This window comes from Idiomarina sp. 28-8 (assembly GCF_000320945.2).
Classification (GTDB): domain Bacteria; phylum Pseudomonadota; class Gammaproteobacteria; order Enterobacterales; family Alteromonadaceae; genus Idiomarina; species Idiomarina loihiensis.
Map to the genome: position 1 here is coordinate 1 of NZ_DF266792.1, position 24,627 is coordinate 24,627.

The 24,627-nt window shown below is 47.4% G+C and carries 24 protein-coding genes and 2 rRNA genes; 14 read left to right on the forward strand and 12 right to left on the reverse strand.

Annotated features, from left to right (window positions below):
• From RJ32_RS10250 to RJ32_RS10280, 7 genes are all read left to right on the forward strand, one after another.
• Positions 1-223, forward strand: a 23S ribosomal RNA gene (locus tag RJ32_RS10250); the annotation flags it as partial.
• A 150-nt stretch (positions 224-373) separates the two neighbouring features.
• Positions 374-489 (forward strand): 5S ribosomal RNA (gene rrf / locus RJ32_RS10255).
• A 320-nt stretch (positions 490-809) separates the two neighbouring features.
• A complete protein-coding gene (locus tag RJ32_RS10260) occupies positions 810-3,272 on the forward strand; it encodes a TonB-dependent siderophore receptor (protein ID WP_034821973.1) in 2,463 nt (820 codons plus the stop codon).
• A gap of 171 nt (positions 3,273-3,443) precedes the next feature.
• Positions 3,444-3,761: a hypothetical protein gene (locus RJ32_RS10265; protein ID WP_011235497.1), complete on the forward strand. Its 318-nt coding sequence runs from the start codon at positions 3,444-3,446 to the stop codon at positions 3,759-3,761.
• Between the two features lie 46 nt (positions 3,762-3,807).
• The gene (locus tag RJ32_RS10270; protein ID WP_034821980.1) at positions 3,808-4,221 is read left to right on the forward strand and encodes a copper chaperone PCu(A)C; all 414 of its coding nucleotides are present in this window, start codon (positions 3,808-3,810) and stop codon (positions 4,219-4,221) included.
• 27 nt (positions 4,222-4,248) lie between these two features.
• Entirely contained in the window at positions 4,249-4,938 is a 690-nt protein-coding gene (locus RJ32_RS10275; RefSeq protein ID WP_034821983.1) for a TIGR04219 family outer membrane beta-barrel protein, read from the forward strand.
• Between the two features lie 96 nt (positions 4,939-5,034).
• Positions 5,035-7,251, forward strand: coding sequence for an EAL domain-containing protein (locus RJ32_RS10280; RefSeq protein ID WP_034821986.1), 2,217 nt, complete (start codon positions 5,035-5,037; stop codon positions 7,249-7,251).
• On the opposite strand, the gene RJ32_RS10285 is transcribed toward RJ32_RS10280, so the two are convergent.
• The 5 genes from RJ32_RS10285 to RJ32_RS10305 form a co-directional block, all read right to left on the reverse strand.
• Positions 7,248-7,721, reverse strand: coding sequence for a DUF3299 domain-containing protein (locus RJ32_RS10285; protein WP_034821990.1), 474 nt, complete (start codon positions 7,719-7,721; stop codon positions 7,248-7,250). The genes RJ32_RS10280 and RJ32_RS10285 overlap by 4 nt on opposite strands.
• Complete coding sequence (locus tag RJ32_RS10290) at positions 7,718-8,995, reverse strand: ABC transporter permease (protein WP_034821993.1); 1,278 nt, start codon at positions 8,993-8,995, stop codon at positions 7,718-7,720. The genes RJ32_RS10285 and RJ32_RS10290 overlap by 4 nt, the downstream gene beginning before the upstream one ends.
• Before the next feature lie 3 nt (positions 8,996-8,998).
• On the reverse strand, positions 8,999-9,688 hold the full coding sequence (locus tag RJ32_RS10295; RefSeq protein ID WP_034821996.1) for an ABC transporter ATP-binding protein: 690 nt from the start codon (positions 9,686-9,688) through the stop codon (positions 8,999-9,001).
• Between the two features lie 24 nt (positions 9,689-9,712).
• Complete coding sequence (ppa, locus tag RJ32_RS10300) at positions 9,713-10,243, reverse strand: inorganic diphosphatase (protein ID WP_011235490.1); 531 nt, start codon at positions 10,241-10,243, stop codon at positions 9,713-9,715.
• A 96-nt stretch (positions 10,244-10,339) separates the two neighbouring features.
• Complete coding sequence (locus tag RJ32_RS10305) at positions 10,340-11,323, reverse strand: class 1 fructose-bisphosphatase (RefSeq protein ID WP_034821999.1); 984 nt, start codon at positions 11,321-11,323, stop codon at positions 10,340-10,342.
• Between the two features lie 150 nt (positions 11,324-11,473).
• On the opposite strand from RJ32_RS10305, the gene mpl reads away from it, so the two are divergent.
• Genes mpl through panP form a run of 6 tightly spaced genes read left to right on the forward strand, consistent with a single transcriptional unit; the run spans position 11,474 to position 17,493 of the window.
• Positions 11,474-12,811: a UDP-N-acetylmuramate:L-alanyl-gamma-D-glutamyl-meso-diaminopimelate ligase gene (gene mpl, locus RJ32_RS10310; RefSeq protein ID WP_082815463.1), complete on the forward strand. Its 1,338-nt coding sequence runs from the start codon at positions 11,474-11,476 to the stop codon at positions 12,809-12,811.
• A gap of 23 nt (positions 12,812-12,834) precedes the next feature.
• Entirely contained in the window at positions 12,835-13,455 is a 621-nt protein-coding gene (locus tag RJ32_RS10315; RefSeq protein ID WP_034822004.1) for a flavin prenyltransferase UbiX, read from the forward strand.
• A gap of 8 nt (positions 13,456-13,463) precedes the next feature.
• Positions 13,464-14,393: an ABC transporter ATP-binding protein gene (locus RJ32_RS10320; protein WP_011235486.1), complete on the forward strand. Its 930-nt coding sequence runs from the start codon at positions 13,464-13,466 to the stop codon at positions 14,391-14,393.
• On the forward strand, positions 14,390-15,169 hold the full coding sequence (locus RJ32_RS10325) for an ABC transporter permease (protein WP_034822007.1): 780 nt from the start codon (positions 14,390-14,392) through the stop codon (positions 15,167-15,169). The genes RJ32_RS10320 and RJ32_RS10325 overlap by 4 nt, the downstream gene beginning before the upstream one ends.
• The gene (locus tag RJ32_RS10330) at positions 15,169-15,843 is read left to right on the forward strand and encodes a tRNA (guanosine(46)-N(7))-methyltransferase TrmB (protein ID WP_011235484.1); all 675 of its coding nucleotides are present in this window, start codon (positions 15,169-15,171) and stop codon (positions 15,841-15,843) included. The genes RJ32_RS10325 and RJ32_RS10330 overlap by 1 nt, the downstream gene beginning before the upstream one ends.
• Positions 15,844-17,493 carry a pyridoxal-dependent aspartate 1-decarboxylase PanP gene (gene panP, locus RJ32_RS10335; protein ID WP_011235483.1) on the forward strand — a complete coding sequence of 550 codons (1,650 nt, stop codon included), beginning with the start codon at positions 15,844-15,846 and terminating at the stop codon, positions 17,491-17,493. It abuts the gene before it with no gap.
• Here panP and panC read toward each other — a convergent pair.
• The 7 genes from panC to sfsA form a co-directional block, all read right to left on the reverse strand.
• Positions 17,486-18,331, reverse strand: coding sequence for a pantoate--beta-alanine ligase (panC, locus tag RJ32_RS10340; protein ID WP_011235482.1), 846 nt, complete (start codon positions 18,329-18,331; stop codon positions 17,486-17,488). The two genes, panP and panC, sit on opposite strands and share 8 nt — an antisense overlap.
• Positions 18,328-19,128 (reverse strand): 3-methyl-2-oxobutanoate hydroxymethyltransferase, encoded by an 801-nt coding sequence (panB, locus tag RJ32_RS10345; protein WP_011235481.1) that lies wholly within the window; start codon positions 19,126-19,128, stop codon positions 18,328-18,330. The genes panC and panB overlap by 4 nt, the downstream gene beginning before the upstream one ends.
• 18 nt (positions 19,129-19,146) lie before the next feature.
• Positions 19,147-19,653: a 2-amino-4-hydroxy-6-hydroxymethyldihydropteridine diphosphokinase gene (gene folK / locus RJ32_RS10350; RefSeq protein ID WP_034822010.1), complete on the reverse strand. Its 507-nt coding sequence runs from the start codon at positions 19,651-19,653 to the stop codon at positions 19,147-19,149.
• Complete coding sequence (gene pcnB / locus RJ32_RS10355; protein ID WP_034822013.1) at positions 19,640-20,959, reverse strand: polynucleotide adenylyltransferase PcnB; 1,320 nt, start codon at positions 20,957-20,959, stop codon at positions 19,640-19,642. The genes folK and pcnB overlap by 14 nt, the downstream gene beginning before the upstream one ends.
• A gap of 150 nt (positions 20,960-21,109) precedes the next feature.
• The gene (gene gluQRS / locus RJ32_RS10360) at positions 21,110-21,961 is read right to left on the reverse strand and encodes a tRNA glutamyl-Q(34) synthetase GluQRS (protein WP_034822015.1); all 852 of its coding nucleotides are present in this window, start codon (positions 21,959-21,961) and stop codon (positions 21,110-21,112) included.
• 6 nt (positions 21,962-21,967) lie between these two features.
• A complete protein-coding gene (gene dksA, locus RJ32_RS10365; RefSeq protein WP_011235477.1) occupies positions 21,968-22,420 on the reverse strand; it encodes an RNA polymerase-binding protein DksA in 453 nt (150 codons plus the stop codon).
• A gap of 142 nt (positions 22,421-22,562) precedes the next feature.
• Entirely contained in the window at positions 22,563-23,267 is a 705-nt protein-coding gene (sfsA, locus tag RJ32_RS10370) for a DNA/RNA nuclease SfsA (protein ID WP_034822018.1), read from the reverse strand.
• 56 nt (positions 23,268-23,323) lie between these two features.
• On the opposite strand from sfsA, the gene pepB reads away from it, so the two are divergent.
• On the forward strand, positions 23,324-24,622 hold the full coding sequence (gene pepB / locus RJ32_RS10375; RefSeq protein ID WP_034822021.1) for an aminopeptidase PepB: 1,299 nt from the start codon (positions 23,324-23,326) through the stop codon (positions 24,620-24,622).
• Positions 24,623-24,627 lie beyond the last annotated feature (5 nt).

Consider the following 24,627-nt stretch of genomic DNA (forward strand, 5'->3'; position numbering starts at 1 on the left):
GCTGGTGTTCGGGTTGTCATGCCAATGGCATTGCCCGGTAGCTACGTTCGGAATCGATAACCGCTGAAAGCATCTAAGCGGGAAGCGAGCCTCAAGATAAGCTGTCACTAGCACTTAGAGTGCTCTGAAGGGTTGTTGGAGACTACAACGTTGATAGGCGGGGTGTGGAAGCGTAGTAATGCGTTGAGCTAACCCGTACTAATTGCCCGTGAGACTTAACCATACAACACCCAAGGTGTTTGGGACGTTACGCACAAGCGAGCGACTTTACCGAATAAGTAGCCTGATGTTCACATCAGGTGAGATAGTGAATTCAACAGAGTGGCTTTTACTTAAAAAAGCAGTCAGTTTTTACATGTTGTGACAGTTTATGTCTGGCGGCCATAGCGGTGTGGCACCACCTGAATCCATTCCGAACTCAGAAGTGAAACACACCAGCGCCGATGGTAGTGTGGGGTCTCCCCATGCGAGAGTAGGACACCGCCAGACTTTTATTCTAAGAAGCCCTCAGCTCACGCTGGGGGATTTTTTTATGCCTGTTCGGTAGCCTGACGTTCACGTCAGGTGAGATGCATGAGGCTATACTCCTTAACTCCTTTTAAAGCTGAAGCCGCAGCGCATTTACCCCGGTACCCAGCTCACCAACCGGCCTTTCGACGAATATCCCCCGGGATTAATCCCCAACCGCCCCACCTGATGCCGGAGCATCAGGCTACTATAACGTTTGCTTATACCTAATTGCTTTCCAGACTGAACCAAACTGTCAATTTACTGCTATATTCACTGTAATAATTATAAGGGAGAGCAGTATGAAACGTTTCAATGCTATTACGCTTGCTTTGGCGAGCTCATTTTTCATTACGCCAGTTGCGTCAGCGCAACAAGATTCTGCGCAAGACGTGGAAGAAGTGATTCAGGTTGTAGGTTCCAGACTTTCAATGAGAACGGCGACCGATGGCGCGGCGCCAGTAGATATTATTAGCGCTGAAGATTTAGCTGCCACAGGCATGACTGATACAGCAAAAGCTTTACAGTATGCAGTGCCGAGCTTTAATTTTCCTTCTTCATCCATTACCGACGGTAGCGACGCGGTTAGACCTGCCTCTTTAAGAGGTTTATCTCCGGACCACACACTGGTTCTTGTTAATGGTAAGCGTCGTCATAGCTCAGCTCTGGTTCACCTTAATGGAACAACTGGTAGGGGCAGCTCAAACGTAGATTTGAACGCAATACCTATGGCGGCGATTAAGCGTATTGAGGTTCTTAGAGACGGCGCTGCTGCACTTTACGGCTCTGACGCAATAGCTGGTGTTATTAATATCGTTCTAAAGGATAACGCACAGGGCGGTAGTGCCAGTTTACAGCTTGGACAAACACATAAAGGCGACGGTGAACAGTGGCGCGCATCCGCTAGTACTGGTTTTGCCGTTGGTGAAGACGGAGCTTTGACCGTTTCTGGAGAGCTTCACCATAAAAACCGCACCAATAGAGCGGGACCAGATACTCGTCAGCAATATCCATCACTTCCTGATGGTAGCGATGATCCAAGAGAAGAAACCTTTGATAGGCAAAGTTTTCATATTGGCGCAGCTGAATACGAAAATGCTTCTTTATTTGCCAACTTTGACATGACTTTAGGCGATGGACGTCTGTATGCTTTTGGCGGCATGAGTGATCGTAAATCCGAATCTGGTGCGTTTTATAGAAGGGCAATTCAAAATGGAGCGTATGGTGATGCCCCTGGACAAACTTTACCAGAAATCTATCCTGAAGGTTTTTTACCGATTTTAGCCCCTGACGTAAAAGATTACTCGGCCTACGCGGGTTATGAGTGGTATTTGGGGGAGTGGACTCTAGATTTTAGTGGTGGCTATGGACGTAGCGAATTCCAATACAACGTTGAGAATTCTTTAAATGCATCATTAGGCCCAGAGATGACTCCTACGTCATTTGATGCAGGAACTCTCAAAAATGAAGAGACTAGCATCACATTTGATGCGCAGCGCTTTGTTCCTTTTGTAAATAACTCAGACTTATCAATAGCATTCGGTGTTAGTTACAGAGATAACACTTACGAAATTGAAGCTGGCCAAGAGGAGTCTTACATAAAAGGCAATTATGAAGCAGGCTATGCTATAAATGGTTTTGCAGGAGGGAGCCAAGGCTTTACAGGTTTTAGACCCGACGCTGAAGTAGATCAAAGTCGTGATAATGTCGGAGTTTACCTAGAAACTGAAAACCAGTTGACGACTGACTTTATGTGGGGCGCTGCGGTGCGTTACGAAGACTACTCTGACTTTGGTAATAATACTAGCTGGAAAGTTTCTGGGCGTTATGACATAACCGATCGAATTGCCGTTCGGGGTGCGTTGAATACTGGTTTCCGAGCACCTAGCCCACAGCAGTTGTATTTTACCACTATCTCTACACTGACGAATGAGGTTAATGGTGAGACGATACTTCAGCAATCCGGGACCTTTAACTCGTTAAGCCCAATCACAGAGGCTCTTAGTATACCCGACTTGCAGTCAGAAGAATCAGAAAGTGTTAGTGCGGGCATAGTATGGAATGGTTATGATGGCTTAGCTATTACCTTGGATTACTTTCAAATCAATATTGATGATCGAATTATTTTATCTAATCAGGTTGTAGCGGAAGATTCTCCTCAGGTTGCGCAAGCATTAAGTACAGTGTCGGCTGAGAACGCCAGATTCTTCATTAATGCTGTTGATACAAAAACGGAAGGCTTAGATATTGTCGCCAGCAAAACATTTAACTTAAACGCCTTTGGCGAGTTAAAAGCGCAGCTAGCATATGGCTTCAACAATACTGAAATAGAGTCAATTAATCTGCCCCCACTATTTGACGGTATTGAGTCGGTATTGTTTGACTATGATGAAAAAGTACGTATGACTGATTCTACGCCTGATCACAGTGGATCTATTGGTTTTACTCATTCATTAGGTAACTGGAGAACAGATGTACGGTTCAACTATTTTGGAACTTACATTATTGGTGATTACGATTCTGGCGAAACCGCAGAAGAAGCTAACGAGTCGTATGGTCCGAATTGGATAACGGATATTTCGGTTAGATATGCATTCTCTGATCAGTTGAGCCTTGTTGTCGGTGGCCAAAACATCTTTAGCGAATACCCGGAAGAGCAACCTGTACAAAGTGCATTTGATACGATATTTAAGTATCCAAATACCAACTCACCTATCGGGTTCAATGGTGGCTATTTCTACTCGGAAGTTGAATATAAATTCTAATTTCCTCCGAGAGCTAATATTAGTAAAAACCGCCAATAATTGGCGGTTTTTTTATTTCAGGTTAAGGTTTTAAATTTTAACCAGTTGAAAAATATAAGGTAAATAGTTGGCACGGTAGTTGTAACTAGAAAAGTAAGTATAGTTAAATTGCTCACTATTGGAGTTCTTGTCATGTCGAATCGTAGCTTTGGCTGGTTATTAGTTTTATCTGTTATTGGTTTATTCTTTTTCGCTGAAGAGATATTTTCAGTTTTCGGAATGGCTCTTGGCTCGGTGATTGAGTTGTCAGTTACTTTATTGATCAGCTTATTCTTTGTTGGCTTAGTATTTTTTGTGGTGGTCACGGTATTCGGTAGCGTGCTTTTAGGCGCTGGGGCCGCATTTATCGCCCTAATATTAAGTGGAATCGGCTTTTTCTGGCCGCTGATTCTCTGCGTCTTGGTTCTTTACTTTATATTTCGCAAACCAAAGGTTTCTAGAACGGGTTAATCACGTGTAATATAAAGCCTAAGTTAAATCCAATAAGGCTTAGGCTATGTTTAAAACAATAATTGCTGTATTGAGTTTGTTACCGGTTATAGTCGCCGCCGAGACATTAAAAATTGACGATGCCTGGGCTCGTGCGACTATCCCGGGAACCGAAAATGGCGCGGCTTATGCCACACTTGAAAACCTGAAAGATACCCCTGTCGAAATTACCCGCATTAGCTCAGACGTTAGTAAAGTAGCCGAAGTACATCGACACACAATGTCTGGCGATGTAATGAAAATGGAAGAGGTTAAATCGCTGTCTATTGCTCCGGGTGAAACAATTAAGTTTCAACCAGGAGGGTATCACTTTATGTTGTTTGGCTTGAAATCTCCGCTTGAAGCCAAAGAAAGCTTTTCTCTGACCTTACATTTTCAGTCAGGCTCCAAACAAACCATTCAATTTCTAGTGAAGAAATAAAGAATCCGACATCTAATAGGAAGAGTTATGTATAAAAAAACATTAGTGTTAGCCGTTGCGTTAGCGGTTGCTCCTGCCAGCGCTTTAGCTGATACAGTTTTTGGTGTTTATGCCGGCGGACAATTCTGGGATGCCGATACTGAAGGCGAGTATGCTTTTGCTTCTAATTTAATAGAACCTAATTTCGAGAATGAAAACCAAAGCAGTTACTACATTGCATTGGAGCACCCGGTTCCATTTATCCCAAATATTAAAGTACGGGAAAATAGTTTGGAAGTTACCAGCGATTACGGAAAAAATGACTTTAGTCATAGAGATTACATTTTTTACTACGAAATTTTCGATAATGATTTAGTTTCATTTGATGTTGGCGTCAATGCTATGGATTTCGACGGCAGTTTGTGGGTGCTAGGCAGCGATACTATTGGCCGCCAGGACTTTTCCGTTGTTGTGCCTACAGCCTATGTAGCAGCGCGAGTTGGAATACCAGCTACCGACTGGACCTTCTTTGCTGATGCCAGTGCGCTTAGCGCGAAAGACAGTAAAGTTCAGGATGCGCAAATTGGCATCGAATATCGTTTAGTTGATAACTTAGCTGTCGATGTAAGCCTTAATGCAGGTTATCGCCATTCGGTGATAGAGCTTGATGATGTCGATGATATTTATTCAGATGTGACCTTTAAAGGCCCGTTTGTTGGAGTCGAAGTTCACTTCTAATCGATTAATTAGACCATTCAAAGCTTGCAGGTCGTTCAGCATATAAGCTAAATTGTTATATGTTTGTAACTTCTTATAAATGGATGGCCTCAACGCATGGTCAGTAGTCAAGATGAACCACTGTTTCTTCACGACGACGATGAAGTAACTCCGGCAGAGTACAGTAAAGGTTTCTGGAAAATTCTGATTGTCGATGATGATCAGGAAATTCATGCGGTCACTAAAATGGCGCTTGCTGATGTTATTATTAGTGGCCGTCAGCTGGAGTTCTTACATGCATATAGCGGCAGCGAGGCGTTGGATCGTCTGACTGACCATGATGACATTGCCATGGTACTCCTTGATGTTGTTATGGAGACCGATGATGCGGGCTTGAAAGTGGCCCGGACTATCCGCGAGCAGTTAGGTAACGATGAAATTCGAATCGTGCTAAGGACTGGGCAACCGGGTTATGCTCCCGAAGAAAGTGTCGTAAAAAACTATGATATTAATGATTATAAGACAAAAACGGAACTCACAAGAAGCCGCCTTTTAACTACCGTATTTTCTGCTATTCGCTCTTATCAGCAACTTTGCACTATTAATGAAAACCGCCGGGGGTTGCGTAAAATCATTCACTCCGCTTCTAACCTTATGGAAAAGCATTCTATCGTAAACTTTTCTGAAGGGGTGGTTACGCAAATTGCTTCCTTGCTTGGCTTAAACGCCGAAGGGATTGTCGGTGCCAGAGCGCCTCATAAAGATAATGATATTCTGGTACTCGGAGCTGCCGGACATTTCGCGAATAGTATTAATAAAAGCCTATCCACTCTTAACTCTGACGAAATAGAGAAAAATGTCAGAAAATGCCTGAATGAACAACGTCATATTCATACCGACACCGCGACGGTCTTCTTTATTGATGGCCAGGCGCATCAGGCGGCGGCCTACATAGAAACAAAAAACGCTGTCGCTGAGTATGACCAGGAGTTGCTGGAAGTCTTTTTAGCCAATATTGCGGTCGGCTTCGAGAATGCGAATTTATTCGAAGAACTGCGGACTGCAGCGTATCTTGATCCTTTAACTGGCATCCCGAATCGGGCAGAGTTTACACGGTGTATTCAAGTTCTGTCTGAAAAACCGGACAAAGACAAAATGATTGCTGTCATCGACATAGACCACTTCTCTGATGTTAACGATGGATTGGGTCAGGATGTCGGAAATTTATTGTTGCGTGCTGTGGCGCTTCGTCTGACAGACCAACTTGGCGATAAAGTCTTTGTTTCGCGGATTTCTGCCGACGTATTCGGCGTTTACGGTCCTGCGAATATTGTCACGCCTAATGCTTTCAGTGAGCTTTTTGCCTTACCTTTTAGAGCCGGGGAACATTACATACCATTGCGGGTAACTTGTGGCTTTGCCTCAGCCACAAACCCTGAGAGTGTTAATGGCAAAGGATTGCTGAAGCAAGTTTATATCGCTCTAAAAAATGCTAAAAATAACTCTTTTGACCGTTATAACTATTATGAGCCGTCGATGGAACAAGACACTCAACGACGGCTTCATCTGGTTCGTAGGTTGCGCGCTGATTTTGCCAATAGAAAACTGCAAGTTTGGTATCAGCCGCAAGTTGAGCTGAAAACAAAAAAAGTTGTAGGTGTAGAAGCACTTCTGCGCTGGCCTCAAAGCGACGGTTCTTTTATTTCTCCTGCAGAGTTCATTCCTTTGGCTGAATACTCGGGGCTGATTGTAGAAATAGGCTCCTGGGTTATTGAAGAAGCTTGTCGTCAAATTAATGCCTTTGATGAAATTGGTCTGCACCATCAGCTTCGGGTCGCGGTAAATGTTTCAGTACCACAATTTAGAAAGCGGGACTTCCCCGAGCTAGTAGAAAAGCAAATAGAACAATGGGGAATTGACCCGAAGCGAATTGAGCTGGAAATCACCGAAAGTATTGTGATGGAAGATCCCGATTTAGTCGCCGATATTTTGAGGCGCTTAAAGCAGCAAGGAATTCAGGTGGCAATTGATGATTTCGGTGTCGGCTTTTCATCACTCAGTTACTTACAAAAATTGCCGTTAGATAGAATTAAAATAGACAAAACCTTCGTCAACAATTCAGACGAGAAAAGCGGTAAGATCATCATAGAAACTATTGTCGATATGGCTCGTCGTTTAGGTTTAAAAGTGTTGGCCGAAGGTATTGAAGAGCAGTCACAACTGGATTACTTTTTAGGGTTGGAATGCACTGAGGGGCAAGGTTTTTTCTTTGCTAAACCAATGCCCGCTGACCAGTTAATTCGCTTGTTACAAAAGCAAATGAGTTACTCTTAGTTATAGACTTCTACGCTGTCGGCTTCCATCTGATAGCCTACAACTGCAAGGTCACCTTCTTTGCGTTCTACCTTAATGGTGCCTTCTATCCAAACGGCATCATAAGTGTTTTCGTAGGGTACGCCTTCGGCGTATTCAACGTGAATAATTTGGTTGGGTGGTGGTGGCGGCACATGAATGCAGGCGCCAAAATAAGGTACCAGTAAAAATTCGGTGACGTTATCGGCGTCCCCTTCCAGTTGCACAACATAGCCGGGAATACGCACTTTTTTTCCGTCCAGGGCTTCAACTACCGGTGCATCCAGATTGGTCTGACGGTCCTCTTCGGGGTTCGCGTCATAGTATGACTGGGGTTTTACCGGAGGTGGGGTAAACCCTTCAGGGATGAGATCCTTCCAGCCAATTTTTTCAGCAGCCGCGAATGCGGGAAGGGTTAGCATTAAAAGTGCAACCGCAAATAACTTCTTCATATTTTCACCGTAAGTCCGTCTGCAAGAGATTGGCGATACGCACGCCATGCGGGAATTAAACTTAACATAAAGCCGGCACTAATCACGAGTACTATGCGCCACCACTCACTAATGCTGGGCCATGAGCTGGTGAAGATTAACCCAGTCTGTGACTGAATAACGCCGGCCAACGACCATTGCAGGCCATATAACAGGAGCAAGCCAGAGAACGCACCGACCACGGTCAGTAGCAGTGCTTCACTGAGTAACAAGCCGAATATTGTTCCGGGACCTGCGCCTACGGCTCTTAAGACCGCCATTTCGCGACGTCGTTCTCGTAAACTGGCAAGCATAATGGTCAGCATACCCAGTAGACCAATCAGCACCACCATAGCTGAGATGGCGGTTAACGCCTGCTCGAACACTCTTAAGGTTTTCCATAATTCCTGCAGTGTCATCCCCGGCAGCAGGGCAGTTAAGGGCTCTTTTTTATAGGTGTTGATTTGACGTTGTAAGCGCAAAGCCAGAGGCTTGGCCTTTAAGCCAAGTAATGCGGCACTGATGCTTTCAGCCGGGGCTTCGCCATGATGCTCGTGCTCGTCGGCATGAGCACCGTTATGTTCGTGTTCATGGCTGTGGTCATGTTCTTCGTCGTGCCCGGCTCCACCGCTGTGAATCATCTCCAGGCTGTGCAAGGTTACCAGCACCGCTTGATCAACCGGGGTTCCTGTCCGTTGCAAGACTCCAGTAACCGTCAATGGGTGCTCATCGTGTTCGCTAAAGCTAATGCCGCCACTGCCATGGGCAATAATAATATCGTCACCAATGGCTTTTGACAGCTTCTCGGCTGCATCAGCTCCTAATACAACGTCTTCATCTGAGGCAAAAGGTTGGCCTTGCGAAAACGCTAAAGGCTGCTTATCAGCATATTTAAAGTGCTCAAAATACGCATTGGTTGTCGCTACAACTGGTAACCCCTGAACGCTGTCACCCAGCGAAATTGGCACGGCCCAACTGACTTCAGGGCGGCTGCTAATATCGGCAAAGCTTTTCCAGCTCATGTTGTTGGTCATGCTGCCAATATGAAAGACAGAAGACAGCAACAACTGAGTCTGTCCGGTTCTGGCACCAATAATTAAGTCAGTACCAGAAACCGTATTGGCAAAATGACTTTGTACCTGGTCACGGACACGCTCTACTGCCAGTAATAGGGTGACACTGACAGCAATCGCTATAACCGTTAAAAGCACACTCGCGCGTCGGTTCAGTAAGCTTTTCAGGGCAAGGGGGATCATGATTTAGCCCCCCGCCTGATTAAGTTCGTTAAGCTCGACGTGTTTATCAAAATAAGAAGACAAAGCGGCGTCATGAGTCACAAAAATAACCGTGGTGTTATTTTGACTACTGAGCTCAAGTAATAATTGAATAAAGGTATCCCGGTGCTCAGCATCCAGTGCCGAGGTTGGTTCATCCGCTATCAGCAGTTTAGGGGCTCCCAGTAAAGCTCTGGCCGCTGCTACGCGTTGCTGTTGACCAACGCTGAGGGTATGAGCCTGTTGCTGAATTTGTTCTGAGGATAAACCTAAGCGTTTGAGCATTTCCAGTGCGGTCGCTTCTGCTGAGGTTCCCTGCTCTGCTAAACGTTGTCTGCGCTTTTTCGAGAACTGACAGGCGAGTAAAGCGTTGTCTAAGGCGGACAAATAGGGCAGCAGATTAAATTGCTGAAATATATAGCCAATATTGTCGGCGCGATAACGGTCTCGTTGTCTGCCTGAAAGACTGGAGAATGCAGTATCAAACAGGTCTAACCGACCCTGTTCCGGTGTATTAATGCCGGCCAACAGCGATAGCAGTGTTGATTTACCACTACCGCTGGGGCCTCGAAGTAGCACCGTTTCACCTTGTTGTACCTGCCAGGCAGGAATATCCAGGGTTGGTTTTTGTCCCGCCCAGGAAAAACTCAGTTTTTCTATATTGACGGCATTCATGACGGCACTACTCCGGATACAGAATTAAGACTTTTTCGCACGCTCAAAAGAAGACACAATTTCTTCTTTTGCTGCAGCGGCATCACCCCAACCGTCAACTTTAACCCACTTACCTTTTTCCAGCTCTTTGTAACGCTCGAAGAAGTGAGTGATTTGTGCTTTTAACAATTCAGGCAGGTCATCAACGTCATTGATGTGATCGTATTCTTTGGTCAGTTTACTAACCGGAACCGCTATAACTTTCGCATCTTCACCTGACTCGTCAGTCATTTTTAATACGCCAACCGGGCGGCATTTAATAACAGAGCCAGCTTGCAGCGGATACGGAGTCGGGACGAGTACGTCAACCGGGTCACCATCTAAAGACAGTGTCTGGTTAACAAAACCGTAGTTGGCCGGATAAAACATAGCGGTCGCCATAAAACGGTCAACCCACAATGTACCGGTGTCTTTATCAACTTCGTATTTAATCGGATCGGCGTTTGCCGGAATCTCGATGATGACGTTAACTTCTTCTGGCATGTTCGCGCCAGCCGTTACGTTTCCTAAGCTCATAGTACTTCCTGCTGTAGTAATAAAATAATAAAAGGTACTGCGCGATTATAGCGGCTCGGGCTACTCACGCAATAGCCGCGCACTATCGACATCAGTCTAATAAGGTTTTGGATGTTGCTTATGGTAATCCATACACACATCTACCTCATTGGCAGATCCCATAACCACTGAGACGCGCTGGTGAATATGCTCGGGTACAATTTCCATTAAACGGCTGTAACCGTCGGTGGCTTTCCCGCCGGCTTTTTCCACCAGCATAGCCATAGGCGCAGCTTCGTATAAAAGACGCAGCTTAAAGGGTTTTTTCGGCTTACGAGCATCCCAGGGGTAAGTAAATAAACCACCACGCGAAATAACCCGGTGCACATCAGAGACCATCGCGGCATTCCAGCGCATATTAAAGTTCTTGCCGCGCGGACCTTCTTCGCCTTCCAGCAAGTCGCTAATGTAAGCGCGGATTGGGTCAGCCCAGTGACGACGGTTCGACATATTAATGGCAAACTCTTTGGTATCTTTCGGGATTTCCGCTTTCTCGTGGGTCAATAAGAATTCACCAACGGTCTGATCCAGAGTGTAAATTCGCACCGCTTTACCGGTTGTCATAACCAGCATAGTTGCAGGACCATACAAGACATAACCGGCAGCAACCTGAGCTTTACCAGGTTGCAGGAACATGTTCTCGCTGGTCTCTTCGCCTTCAGGCTTACGCAGAATAGAGAAAATAGTACCCACACCACCGTTTATGTCGATGTTAGAGCTACCGTCCAGTGGGTCAAATGCTACCAGGTAATGGCCTGAATTCGGGCTCTCAACAATGGAATCTTCTTCTTCAGAAGCAACAGCATGGACGTTAGGTGACTCAAGCAACAGAGTTTTTAACAGCTGATTGGCGACAACATCGAGCTTCTTTTGCGTTTCGCCCTGAATGTTTTCGTCCAGAGTTGAGCCTAATACACCGGCTAATGCGCCCTGATGCAGACGGAAAGAAATTTCCTTGGCTGCAATTTGAATGGTGTTAATAACAGAGATAAGCGATTCACTGGTTTGATCCGCTCTCAGTGTTGGTAATAAACGTTTCATGAAAGTTCCTGCAGCTCTGGTTATTGGGTGCTAACAAATGTTTGTTCAGAGAGCGCAAATGATACCTTATTTTTTGGTAAAAATCCTGCTTGTCAGTGAGTACGGTGGTACACTTTCGGTATTTTTAAAGCGAACGGATTTAGAGAGCACATGCACATTCATATTGTTGGGATTTGCGGAACTTTTATGGGAGGCGTGGCCGCCATTGCACAGCAACTGGGCCATCGGGTGACCGGGTCTGATGCTAAGGTCTATCCGCCCATGAGCACGCAATTGGAAAACCTCGGTATTGAATTGATGCAGGGCTACTCGCATAACAATTTAAAGCCACGCCCCGACATAGTGATTATCGGTAACGCGTTAAGCCGTGGTAACGACGAAGTTGAAGCTGTTTTACGCGAGCGCATTCCTTATGTGTCTGGTGCGCAATGGCTGCACGACAACGTATTAACCCAGCGTTGGGTTCTGGCGGTTGCCGGAACTCACGGCAAAACCACCACCGCGAGTATGCTGGCCTGGATCTTAGAAGACAACGGATTCGACCCCGGTTTTATGATTGGCGGTGTACCGGGGAACTTTCCGGTCAGTGCACGTTTAACCGATTCGAACTTCTTTGTGATTGAAGCCGATGAGTACGATACGGCGTTTTTTGATAAACGATCCAAGTTTGTTCATTATGCACCAGATACGTTAATTCTGAATAATCTGGAATTTGATCATGCAGACATCTTCCCTGATTTAGCAGCTATCCAACGGCAGTTTGCGCATTTGCTGCGGGTTGTTCCCGACACCGGTCAGGTGATTCTACCCGCGGGCGATAAAGCACTGGATGAAGTTCTGGAGCAAGGCTGCTGGAGCCCAGTGGTGCGTATGGGTGAGCAGGGCGACTGGCAGGCTAAATTGCTTAAAGCTGACGGTACGGAGTTCGAAGTGCATTATCAGGGCAAATGTATTGCGCAGGTTCGCTGGAACGTATTGGGTACTCATAACGTTAATAATGCCATGATGGCCATTATCGCCGCCGCTCATGTTGGCATAAAAGCTGAGCAGAGTGCGCAGGCGTTAAACCGTTTTAGAAGTCCCAAACGACGTATGGAGTTACTGGGCGAGCACCGCGGCGTAAAAGTCTTTGATGATTTTGCTCACCACCCCAGCGCGATTAAGACAACCGTATCCGGTTTGCGGCAGCATCAGCCTGACAGTCGCATTATTGCGGTACTTGAACCGCGCTCAAATACCATGAAAATGGGCGTCCACAGCGACACCTTGGTTCAGTCATTGGAAGACGCAGACAATGTATTCGTATTGCAGCCCGAAGGGCTAAAATGGCAATTGGCCGAAAAAATGCCCAAGGCGCATGTGTTTGAGTCGACCGACGACTTGCTGGCAGGGTTGCTAGCCGAAGTCAGAGCCGGAGACGCCGTACTTATTATGAGTAATGGCAGCTTTGATGGTTTGCACCAGCGCTTTCTTAAAGCCTTGCAATAACTGGATGACACAGGAACCGTTCAATGAAAACCGACAATAGAATTACTGTTGCGATAACCGGTGCCTCGGGTGCCCCTTACGCGCTGCGTTTGTTACAATGTTTGCTTGATCAGGATCAACAGGTGCTGTTGCTAATTTCCAGTGCTGCCCGGGTCGTATTGGCAACGGAGCAGGGCATGCAAATTCCGGCAGCTCCTGACAAAGCAGCGGCAATGCTGTGTGAACACTTTTCGGTTGGTGCTGAGCAACTCAAAGTTTACGGCAAAGAAGAATGGTTTTCGCCGGTGGCTTCGGGTTCAGCGGCGCCCGCGAAAATGGTGGTGTGCCCTTGTTCAACCAGTACCTTGTCGTCAATTGCGCATGGCAGTAGTAATACGTTGATCGAGCGCGCCGCCGATGTCGTATTGAAGGAGCGCGGACAATTAATTTTAGTTCCGAGGGAGTCTCCGCTTTCGACAATCCACTTACAGAACATGCTGCAACTAAGTCAGCAGGGCGTAACGATAATGCCGGCAGCGCCGGGCTTCTATCATCAACCAGAAAGTATTGATGATTTAATCGATTTTATGGTGGCCAGAATGCTGGATCATCTTGGCCTTGAGCAGCGTTTAGTCAGTCGCTGGGGCTATGGAAAGGAGTCATAAAGAGGTCTATGAAAGCTTTAGAAATTACAGGCTTACGCAAAACATACCGTGGTGGTTTTGAAGCCTTAAAAGGTATTGATTTAGAGGTTGAAGAAGGTGATTTCTATGCACTGCTTGGCCCTAATGGAGCCGGGAAGTCGACCACCATCGGAATTATTTCATCGCTGGTAAATAAAACTTCAGGTCAGGTGAAGGTATTTGGTTACGACTTAGACACGCAGCTCACCGATTTAAAACGCCAGATTGGTTTGGTGCCGCAGGAATTTAACTTCAATCAGTTTGAAACGGTTCAGCAAATTGTCGTGAATCAGGCGGGTTACTATGGTGTTCCTCGCTCGCTGGCTAAGGAACGTTCTGAAAAATACCTGAAACAGTTGGGGTTATGGGATAAGCGCAATGAACCGGCACGCTCTTTGTCTGGAGGCATGAAACGCCGCTTGATGATAGCCCGCGCATTACTTCATGAACCTAAATTACTGATTCTGGATGAGCCAACGGCAGGCGTTGATATCGAATTGCGCCGCTCTATGTGGGACTACCTGACCAAGATTAACCAGCAGGGTATTACCATTATTCTGACCACCCACTATCTGGAAGAGGCCGAAACGCTGTGCCGTAACATCGGTATTATTGATAGTGGCCGGATTATTGAAAACACGTCAATGAAGCGCTTGCTGGCGCAGCTAAGCCGGGAAACCTTTGTCTTAGATTTAGAGCCGGGCCATAACGGCGCAGAAATAGAGAACTTTAATCACCGTTGGACAGATGAGCAGACACTGGAAGTGGAAGTTGATAAAAATGCCGGGCTGAACGCCGTGTTCGAGCAGCTTTCTGCCCAAAAAGTAAAAGTATTGTCAATGCGTAATAAAGCCAACCGTTTAGAGGAATTGTTTGTGTCTATGGTCGAGCAAGGGCGTCAGCAGGAGGAAGCCAAATGAGCCATTCTGCAGCTAATTTTATTGCGTTAAAAACCATCTGGATAAAAGAGTGCACCCGCTTTCTTCGTATTTGGATACAAACTCTGGTGCCGCCGGCTATTACCATGACGCTGTACTTCGTCATTTTCGGTAGCATTGTGGGCGAACGAATTGGTGAAATGAGTGGCGTCGGCTACATGGAGTTCATTGTTCCGGGCCTTATTATGATGTCCGTTATTACTAACTCCTATTCTAATGTCGCGTCGTCTTTTTTTAGTGCTAAGTTTCAGCGCAATATCGAAGAGATGCTGGTGTCCCCTGTTCCTACCGCAGTTATTATTGCCGGTTATGTCGGTGGCGGTATGGCCAGAGCCTTGATCGTCGCGGTTATTGTCACTTGTGTGTCTTTCTTCTTTGTAGAAGACATCCAAATTGCTCATATTGGTTATGTCATATTAACCGTCATTTTAACCTCCACACTCTTCTGTCTGGGCGGGTTAATTAATGCCGTTTACGGCAAAACCTTTGACGATATTTCTATCGTACCGACATTCGTACTGACGCCGCTAACCTACTTAGGCGGTGTGTTTTACTCGGTCAGTCTGTTGCCGGAATTCTGGCAGAAAGTATCTATGGCAAACCCGGTGTTGTACATGGTTAATGGCTTCCGTTATGGTTTCTTAGGCCAGTCAGACGTGGGTATAGGTCTTGCCATAGCGGTTCTGGTGGGCTTCAATGTGCTGTTCTTTGCGGCGGCTTATTATATTCTCGATAAAGGCATAGGAATCCGTTCCTGATGCAGCAGGCAAGACCGGTTACAACCAACCAGAATGGACCGCATGAAGACACTGAAGCAGCAGTCCGTCGCCATTTAGAAAGTGAGTTTCTGAAACCTATTCAGGAGCACAACCAGCAGGCGTTTGACGAAATCAACGCGCAAGTTGAAAGCTGGGGTGGGCCGATTATTCTGGATTCCTGCTGCGGCGTGGGCGAAAGTACTGCAAAACTGGCAGAAATTCATTCCGATGCTATGGTTATCGGCGTTGATAAATCGGCGCATCGGGTGGACCGTCACAGCCATTATCAGACCAGCGAGAATGGTCAGCGGTACTGGGTGGTAAGAGCCGACCTGAATGATTTCTGGCGGTTGGCGAACAGAGCCGGATGGCGGCCCCGGCAGCACTGCATTTTTTACCCAAACCCCTGGCCTAAATCGGCTCATTTAGCCCGCCGCTGGCATGGTAGTCCGGTATGGAAAGATGTGGTTGCGCTTGGCGGTGAATTGCATATGCGTTCTAATTGGAGCCTATACTTGTTAGAGGTGGCGCAGGCACTTAAGGTGAGCGGATATTATGCCGATATCTCACTGTTGTCCGATGACGCTGAGCCAATAACGCCTTTTGAACGCAAATATAAGAACAGCGGTCAGGCTTTATGGCAACTGCACGCGAATTTATCTAAGGAGTCTTGATTGAGCCCTAAAACAGACATAGCGGAAGTAAATCAGGAATCGCTGTATCGCATATTTACGATACCCGAGGCTCCTGATTCAACGCTGGGTAAAATCGAAAAGCATCTCTCAGAAAACCTGATGGGTTTTCTGGGGGAACATATTGTTGCCCGCGAAAAGCCGCTGCAGGAAATTGAGCGTGACTTCGATAAGTCGCAGATACCGGAAGAACCCGCTTTTGTTTCCGACCATACTGAATTTCTGTTGGATAAGCTGGTCGCTCATTCGGTGCATACGGCGTCGCCGCGTTTTATCGGCCATATGACATCAGCCTTGCCGTATTTCCTGCTGCCTTTAGCTAAGCTTATGGTGGGGCTGAATCAGAATCTGGTTAAAATTGAGACCTCTAAAGCCTTTACGCCGCTGGAGCGTAACGTTATTGGCATGATGCATCATCTGGTGTATCAGCAGGACGCCCCGTTTTATAATCGCTGGATGCATAGCGCTCAGCACTCGCTGGGAGCTTTCTGCTCGGGCGGAACCATAGCCAACATGACGGCTCTGTGGGTAGCGCGCAACCGGTTGTTACAGGCAGATGGTGATTTCGCGGGCATTTCAGCCGATGGACTGGCCGCAGGTCTTCAGCATTATGGCTACTCAAAGTTAACTGTAGTGGTGTCCGAGCGTGGGCACTATTCATTAAGTAAAGCTGCGGATGTACTTGGTATTGGTCGCCGAAATTTAGTGTCGGTGGCAACAGACAGTGATAACCGTATTCGTATTGATGAATTACGAAAAACCTGCGAAAAAATTGCAAAAGAGGGCGGTAAGGTGCTTGCGCTGGTTGGTGTCGCTGGTACAACAGAAACCGGCCACATTGATCCGCTCGACGAAATGGCGACTGTTGCAGAAGAAGTGGATGCTCACTTTCATGTAGACGCCGCGTGGGGTGGTGCGACGTTATTGTCTGAACAGCATCGTCCGTTACTGGCCGGTATCGAGAGAGCCGACAGTGTCACTATTGATGCGCATAAGCAAATGTATGTCCCTATGGGCGCTGGGCTGGTGTTATTTAAGAATCCGGCATTGGTTAAGTCCATAGAGTACCATGCCGAGTATATTATTCGTCAGGGCTCGAAAGATTTAGGTTCGCATACCATGGAAGGCTCACGCGCGGGCATGGCTATGATGGTGTTTTCGGCCATGCATGTTATCGGTCGCCGTGGTTACGAGCTGCTGATTAATAACAGTATTGATAAAGCACGTTATTTCTCTAAGCTGATTTCTGAGCAGGATGACTTTGAAGTCATTACTGAGCCTGAACTTTGTATTCTGACCTATCGTTTTGTACCAATCAAAGTAAAAACGGTGTTGGATAAAGCGACGCCAGAGCAGCTGGCGCGCTTGACGCCGCACTTAAACGCACTGACGCGATATATTCAGAAGCGTCAGCGGGAGACGGGACAGTCATTTGTATCCCGGACTAAGTTAACACCGGCTCAATATCATCATGAACCAACGGTGGTTTTCCGCGTGGTGCTGGCAAACCCATTAACAACCAATGAGATGCTGCAGGAAGTTTTATGCGAACAGCGTAAAATTGCGGCAAAAGCCACCAGTTTGCGTGGCGCTCTGCATACTGAAATGCGCGAACTGGGTATGCTTATTTAGCCGCTGCGTTGGTAACTCGTAAGTTATCAATTAAGCGTGTTTTGCCCATAAAAGCGGCTGCCAGAATGACCCATTCGTGGTCTTCAGGCGTCGCTTCCTGCAAATCTGCTGCGTTACGAATACTGAAATAATCCGGCACAAACCCCGCCTGGGTCAGCTTTTCTTTTGCTGCAGCTTCCAGCTCACCAAAGTCAGTGTTTACACTCAGTTTAGCTTTGGTTTCTTCCAGAGTTTTATAAAGCTCCGCCGCTTGATGCTTTTGCTCTGTGGATAAGTAACCGTTACGCGAGCTCATGGCAAGACCACTGGTTTCACGCTGTGTGGCTGTTCCCAGAACCTCTACTGGCAGGCTTAGGTCTTGTACCATTAAGCGAATAACCTGAAGCTGTTGATAATCTTTTTCGCCAAATACAGCCAGCTGTGGCTGCACCATATTAAATAGTTTACAAACAATAGTTGCGACGCCGGTGAAATGCCCCGGGCGACTGGCTCCGCAAAGAATGTCACTGATGCCGGGCACTTCAATACGAGTCTGTTTGTCGAGACCGCGCGGGTAGACATCATTTACCTGAGGCGTAAATACCGCAGAAACACCTAAAGCGTCCAGCGCCTGGCAGTCGGCCTCCAGCGTGCGTGGGTAACTGTCGAGATCCTCGTTTGCACCGAATTGCATCGGGTTGACAAAAATACTGACAACCACGTTGTCGCATCGTTCTAACGCTGTTTTAACCAGCTGCAGGTGACCATCGTGCAGGTTGCCCATAGTCGGTACTAAAGCTACTTCAGACTGCTGTTGACGCCATCTGCGAAGCTCAGCAAGTGATTTTAAAATTCTCATTTGTAGCTATGCTCTGCTGTCGGGAACTCGCCTGAGCGCACCTGTTCCGAATATAAACGGAATGCATCAGCAAGCGAGCCGCCCTGAGCCAAAAAGTCTTTGGCAAATTTAGGCAGATAGTCACTGTTCATGCCGAGCATATCGTGCATAACCAAAATTTGTCCGTCGGTGTCTGCACCTGCGCCAATACCAATAGTAGGAATAGATAGCTGCTCGGTAATACGTTTACCCAGAGACGCGGGTACGCATTCCAGAACAAGTAATTGCGCGCCGGCCTGTTCGAGAGCCAAAGCCTGGTTCAGTGTGTCGTCGGCCTGTTGCTGCTCTTTGCCTTGTACTTTATAACCACCAAGAACATTAACCGATTGCGGCAGTAAACCAAGGTGAGCGCAAACCGGAATGCCCCGGGTTTTCAAGCCTTCAATGGTTTCAACCAGCCAGTGACCACCTTCCAGTTTGACCATGTTGGCACCTGCCTGCATTAAAGCTGCCGCCACATCATAGGCTTGTTCGGGCGTACTGTAAGTCATAAATGGCATGTCTGCTATAACAAAGGCATTGCTGGCACCACGACGCACACACTGAGTGTGGTAAATCATATCATCGACAGTTACCGGCACAGTTGAGTCGCGTCCCTGCACAACATTACCCAGTGAATCGCCCACCAGAATAAAGTCGACGCCTTGCTCGGTCATGAGTTTAGCAAAACTTGAATCATAGGCGGTGAGGGAACTGATTTTGGTTCCTTCCCGTTTCATTTTTTGTAAAGTTGCAATGCTGGTTTTGGTTGTTGCCATGACGCACCTTCAGCAGTTTTAGATGGTTATATCAGACCGACAGATTAGCACGTCCAGACCCTCTTCGGTAAGAGTCTCTGTTTGTTGTTTTACGGTATTGCCATTAGGCAAAAGTTTGTCGGCGGCTATTTCGGCCAGAGGATAAAGTACAAAGCTGCGTTCGTATAACCCCGGGTGAGGAACCCTGAGAGAGTCCGATTGATGTTGTTGCTCATCAAACAGCAGCAGGTCAAGGTCCAGTGTGCGCTCGCCCCAATGCCTGACTCGTTTACGACCAAAAGCATCTTCTATATCGTGTAAGGCTTGCAGAAGCTCGGCCGCCGGTAAGCTGGTGCTTACGGAACAAACGGCATTAACGTAGTCGGGCTGGTCTTGCGGGCCCATAGGTTTGCTACCGTAAAGAGAGGAATAAGCTAATAATTGCCAGCGTGAATCATTATTCAGCGCCTTTAAAGCCGATAGAATATTGTCCACCGGCTTACCCAGGTTACTACCCAGCGCAATAAAGGCTTTATGTTGCGTCATTACCTTTATTTTCCTGAGGCTTACGGCGTGGACCACGACGACGGCGCGGTTTGCGTCGGCCTGATCCCGCCTCCGGCTTTGAGGACTTTAATTGCGCCGGGTTGTCCTGCGCTTTACTCCAGTGCTCTGCCAGTCCGGCTAATTTTTTATCGCTATTTTCCGCATAAGAGCGTAACAATAAAAAGTCGTAAGCGGCGCGGAACCGCTTATGTTCAAGCACTTTTTGAGCCCGCACACCTTTAGTGATATTCAAACGACGCTGTAACTGCCAGATATCTCTGGCTGGCAGACTGAACCGCTTGGGCAACGAAACACGTTGCGACTGTCTGTGAATAACATCAGCGGCGGCAACGTTTAATGCGTCCATAGGTGGCAGACCACCTTCGTTCTCAAGTTGTTCGCGTCGAGCCTGTAATGGCCACCACAACAACACGGCAATTAAATAGGCCGGAGTAACACGCTGCTCTTCTGCAATGCGTCTGTCGGTGTCTTTAAAGGCTTTCAGCATCATTTGGTAGGCCGGGCTTTGTTCGTCAGCGACGTAATCTTTCAGCATTGGGAATAACTGCTGAAACAGTCCGAAGTTGGTCATCATCAGGAAGTTAGCTTCAGCTTTGCCCGACATAAACATTTTCAGAAATTCGTCAAATAAACGCGCCGGTGGAATGTTTATCAGTAACGGCGCTAGTTCTTTTAATGGGCCGCTGACCGAGTTATCCATCTGCATATTCAGTTTTGTGGCAAAGCGAACGGCGCGAAGCATGCGCACCGGATCTTCACGGTAGCGTACTTCCGGGTCACCAATCATCCGCAAAATGCCAGCGTTAATGTCATCAACGCCGTTGGCAAAATCGTAAATGGCGAAGTCAGCGATATTGTAATACAGCGCATTGGCGGTAAAGTCGCGACGCTCGGCGTCTTCTTCTATGCTGCCATAGACATTATCGCGAACCAGCTGACCGTGCTCGTCCTGGTCTGCCGTGCGGTTTTTCTTATTTTCTTCCTGCGGGCTGTCACCGTGGTGGCCGCGGAAAGTCGCAACTTCAATAACTTCTTTTCCAAACACCACATGGGCCAGGCGGAAGCGACGACCAATTAGGCGACAGTTACGAAATAGGGACTTAATTTGCTCTGGTGTGGCATTAGTGGTGACATCAAAATCTTTTGGTTCAAGCCCCAGAAGAATATCGCGGATGCAGCCGCCAACCAGATAGGCTTCAAAACCACTGTTGTGCAGGCGGTAAAGAACCTTTATTGCATTTTTACTGATATCGTTGCGGGATACTGGATGTTTGTCCCGTGAGATAACTTGTAATTTGGGTAACCGGCTGGATTCAGGCTCTGCCGCTTTACTGGAAAAGGCGCGCTTTGCCAGTGCTTTTATTCGCTTAATAATGGTGGTTCTCCCTTACCATTGTTTTTATTTAGAATCAGTTGTTGTCTGCATATTGTACCGTTAACGACCTGCTATATGCCACTTTTTGCACCAACTTTGCAACGCCTGTTGCAATATTTCACTGACAGGGCTGTGTCGCAGCTCTGGTTCTGGTTTAATACCCAGATAATCCAGCGCTGTGAAAAGGTTATTACTTGCCTGGCTGGACTCAATTGACGGTGCATGGTTTTGCTTACTCAATTTGAGTCCATCGTCATTCATTATCAGAGGTAAGTGCGTCATTCTCGGCTGCTTTCCGGTGAAATACTGCCATAAAGTCAGCTGCCAGAAGCTTGGAGTTATCAAGTCGCTGCCACGCACAATATCGGTAATACCCTGTTCAATATCATCAACGACCACAGCCAGCTGGTAAGCATACAATCCGTCGCGACGCTTCAGTACGAAGTCTTCACTGACTGAGGCTGAGTGATCTTCTAATAAGCCGTGTGCGCGGTCATTAAATGTATCAACCGGGTTATTATTAATGAAGCGCAGGGCGTAAGGGGTTGAACGAGGCTGGCGGTTACGACAGTAGCCATCGTAGTGATCGCTGCGGGCACGAATAGCCCGGCGACTGCAGTCGCATTGATAAAGACGTTGAGCGTTTTCCAGCTGATTGAGCTGATGCTGGTAAACCGAATCGCGCTGGCTTTGGTATAAAACGGAACCGTCCCATTCTAAACCATGGGCTTCCAACTGCGTTAAAATAGTATCGGCCGCTCCGGGCACGGCTCGCGGTTTATCGACATCTTCAATGCGAACCAGCCACTCACCTCTATGCGCTTTAGCATCTAAGTAGCTACCAACGGCAGCTACTAATGATCCCAGGTGCAAAGGCCCTGAAGGCGTTGGAGCGAAACGGCCACGATACATGAGCCTTTAGGCTCCGGTCATTTGCTTCTCTTTCATCTCGGCCAGCGTTTTACAGTCGACGCACTGGTCAGCTGTTGGGCGAGCTTCTAAACGGCGGATACCAATTTCAATTCCGCACGATTCGCAAAAGCCAAAATCATCTTCTTCTATCTTTTGTAAGGTTTTTTCAATCTTCTTAATCAACTTACGCTCACGGTCACGTGTACGCAGTTCGATACTGAATTCTTCTTCCTGCGCAGCGCGGTCTACCGGATCAGGGAAGTTCGCTGCTTCGTCTTTCATATGATGCACTGTGCGATCAACTTCCTGACGTAATTGACGACGCCATTCTTCCAGAATACGACGAAAATGCGAACGTTGCGCATCGTTCATGTACTCTTCGCCCTGTTTTTCCTGATACGGCTCCAGGCCGGCCATCGCCAGGATGCCATGGGTTTTCTTATCCTTGCCTTGAGGCATCATGGATCTCCTACATTCTCTATAAAAGAGTGCTTAAAAAGCAGTACATTAAAAAAAGGACGCTACGTATACCAGAAAGGTTTACGGTTGGCAACGTCATTCGGATTAAATTTCTGCGGTGAAATTGTGAAGGCATTGAGTTTTAAAGGCTTACGGGAACTGGTCTCTCCAGTTTTATTTCTTTCGCCGACGCGCGGCACTTTACTGCATAAAACTCGACTCCGACTGACGCTGCTTTTCTACACAGCTCAGCATACTGGCTGTCAATATGTGCGGCGGGAGAAACTCGTTCGATACCGTCGTGCATTACCATGTAAAGCTGCACTGCGCGATGACCATCGGTCACAACCTGCATCAGTTCATTAAGGTGTTTGTGAGCGCGTTGGCTGACTGCGTCGGGAAAGTAACCTTGACTTGCGTCCGCTAAAGTGACGCTTTTTACTTCAATAAAGCATTCACGGTTATGCTGGTCTACGCCCCACCAGTCGATGCGGCTTTTTTCCTTACCGTAGCGTTGCTCTGGTTTTAGCTCTTGCCACTGACTTAATTCAGGTACAAGGTTGGTTTGTAGTAACTCTCCGGCCATGCGGTTAGCGTGCTGTGTATTGACTACAATCATTTCACCGTTGTTATTCTGAGCGAGCTCCCAGGTCAGTGAGTATTTACGTTTGGGGTTATCGGAAACACTGCACCAGGCTGTAAAGCCGGGTTCTGCACACCCGGTCATGGCTCCGGTATTAGGGCAGTGGGTTGTCGTCGTTTCGTTGTCACCAAAATCAATGTCGGCGAGAAAGCGCTTGTATCTTTTTTGCAAAACTCCCTGGCGCAGGGGCTTGTTAAATTGCATCAGAGACCTCATAACTCTAGTATAAACAGACAGCAAATTATCGGGAGAGGTACAGAATGTCCAGCGCACTCGCAATCTATTTAACTCAGGAAGCCCCCGCAAGTTATTGGAATCCAAAATCAAACTTAGTCTTTGGTGACAACAAAGCACAAATCATCTTAGTTGAAGATGAAGCTGAAAACTTGCGGCGTATTCAGAAAGCAGGCCGGACTCTGGACAACACCGGAGCAGTAACCATTGAAGCTGCTGGCAGTGACTGGAACCTGGAGCGTCAGTGGGCGCTGTCACAAGGTTTTACTTCAACCTTGTCGACCAATCAGGTTATCTGGAATAAAACTGACGAGCCTGCAGTCAAAGAACTTGATGCCATGCGTGAAGCGACTCGTTTCAGCCGTGAACTGACCAATTTGTCAGCGGAAGAAATTTACCCTGAAAGTTTGGCGCAACGTGTAACCGAACACTTTAAGGCTCTGGCGCCAGACGCCATCAGTGCGGAATTTATAAAAGGTGAAGCGCTGAAAGATGCTGGCTGGATGGGAATTTACACCGTAGGTCGTGCCAGTCAGCACGCACCAGGCTTATTGGTATTAGATTACAACCCAACCGGCGATGACAATGCGCCAGTAGAAACTGCGTTAATAGGTAAGGGTATTACCTACGACAGTGGTGGTTACAGTATTAAGCCGAGCGAAGGCATGCTCGCTATGAAGTGCGACATGGGTGGTGCAGCTACCGTATCCGGTGCATTGTCGCTGGCAATACGCCGGGGTCTGAACAAGCGCGTGAAGCTCATTCTTTGCTGTGCCGAAAACATGATTGATGGTCGCGCGTACAAATTAGGCGACATTATTCGCTATAAAAACGGCCTGACGGTTGAAGTTGTTAATACCGATGCCGAAGGTCGTCTGGTGCTGGCCGATGGCTTACAGGCAGCGGGTGAGTTTGGTGCGAAACAGATTATTGATGCGGCAACGCTGACCGGCGCCGCGCAAATGGCGGTTGGTAATGAATACAACGCGCTGTTTAGTGTGGATGAAGTGGCTGCCACTAAAGCATTGGCTAATGCGGATAAAGAAAATGAGCTATTGTGGCGCTTACCTTTAGCCCCATGGCATAGTGAAAACTGTCCGTCAGCTTTTGCTGATACGGCAAACAGCCGTCCGCAAAAAGGCGGTGGTGCCGGTGGTGCAAGCAACGCCGCAGGCTTTTTACTGCGCTTTGCGCCGAACAGCGGCAAAGGCTGGCTGCACTTCGATTTAGCTGGCGCTTACCAAAAATCGGCGACCTCTATGTGGGCGACAGGCGCTACCGCCGCCGGTGTGCGCACCATAGCCGCAACCGTACAAGGTGATTAATTTGG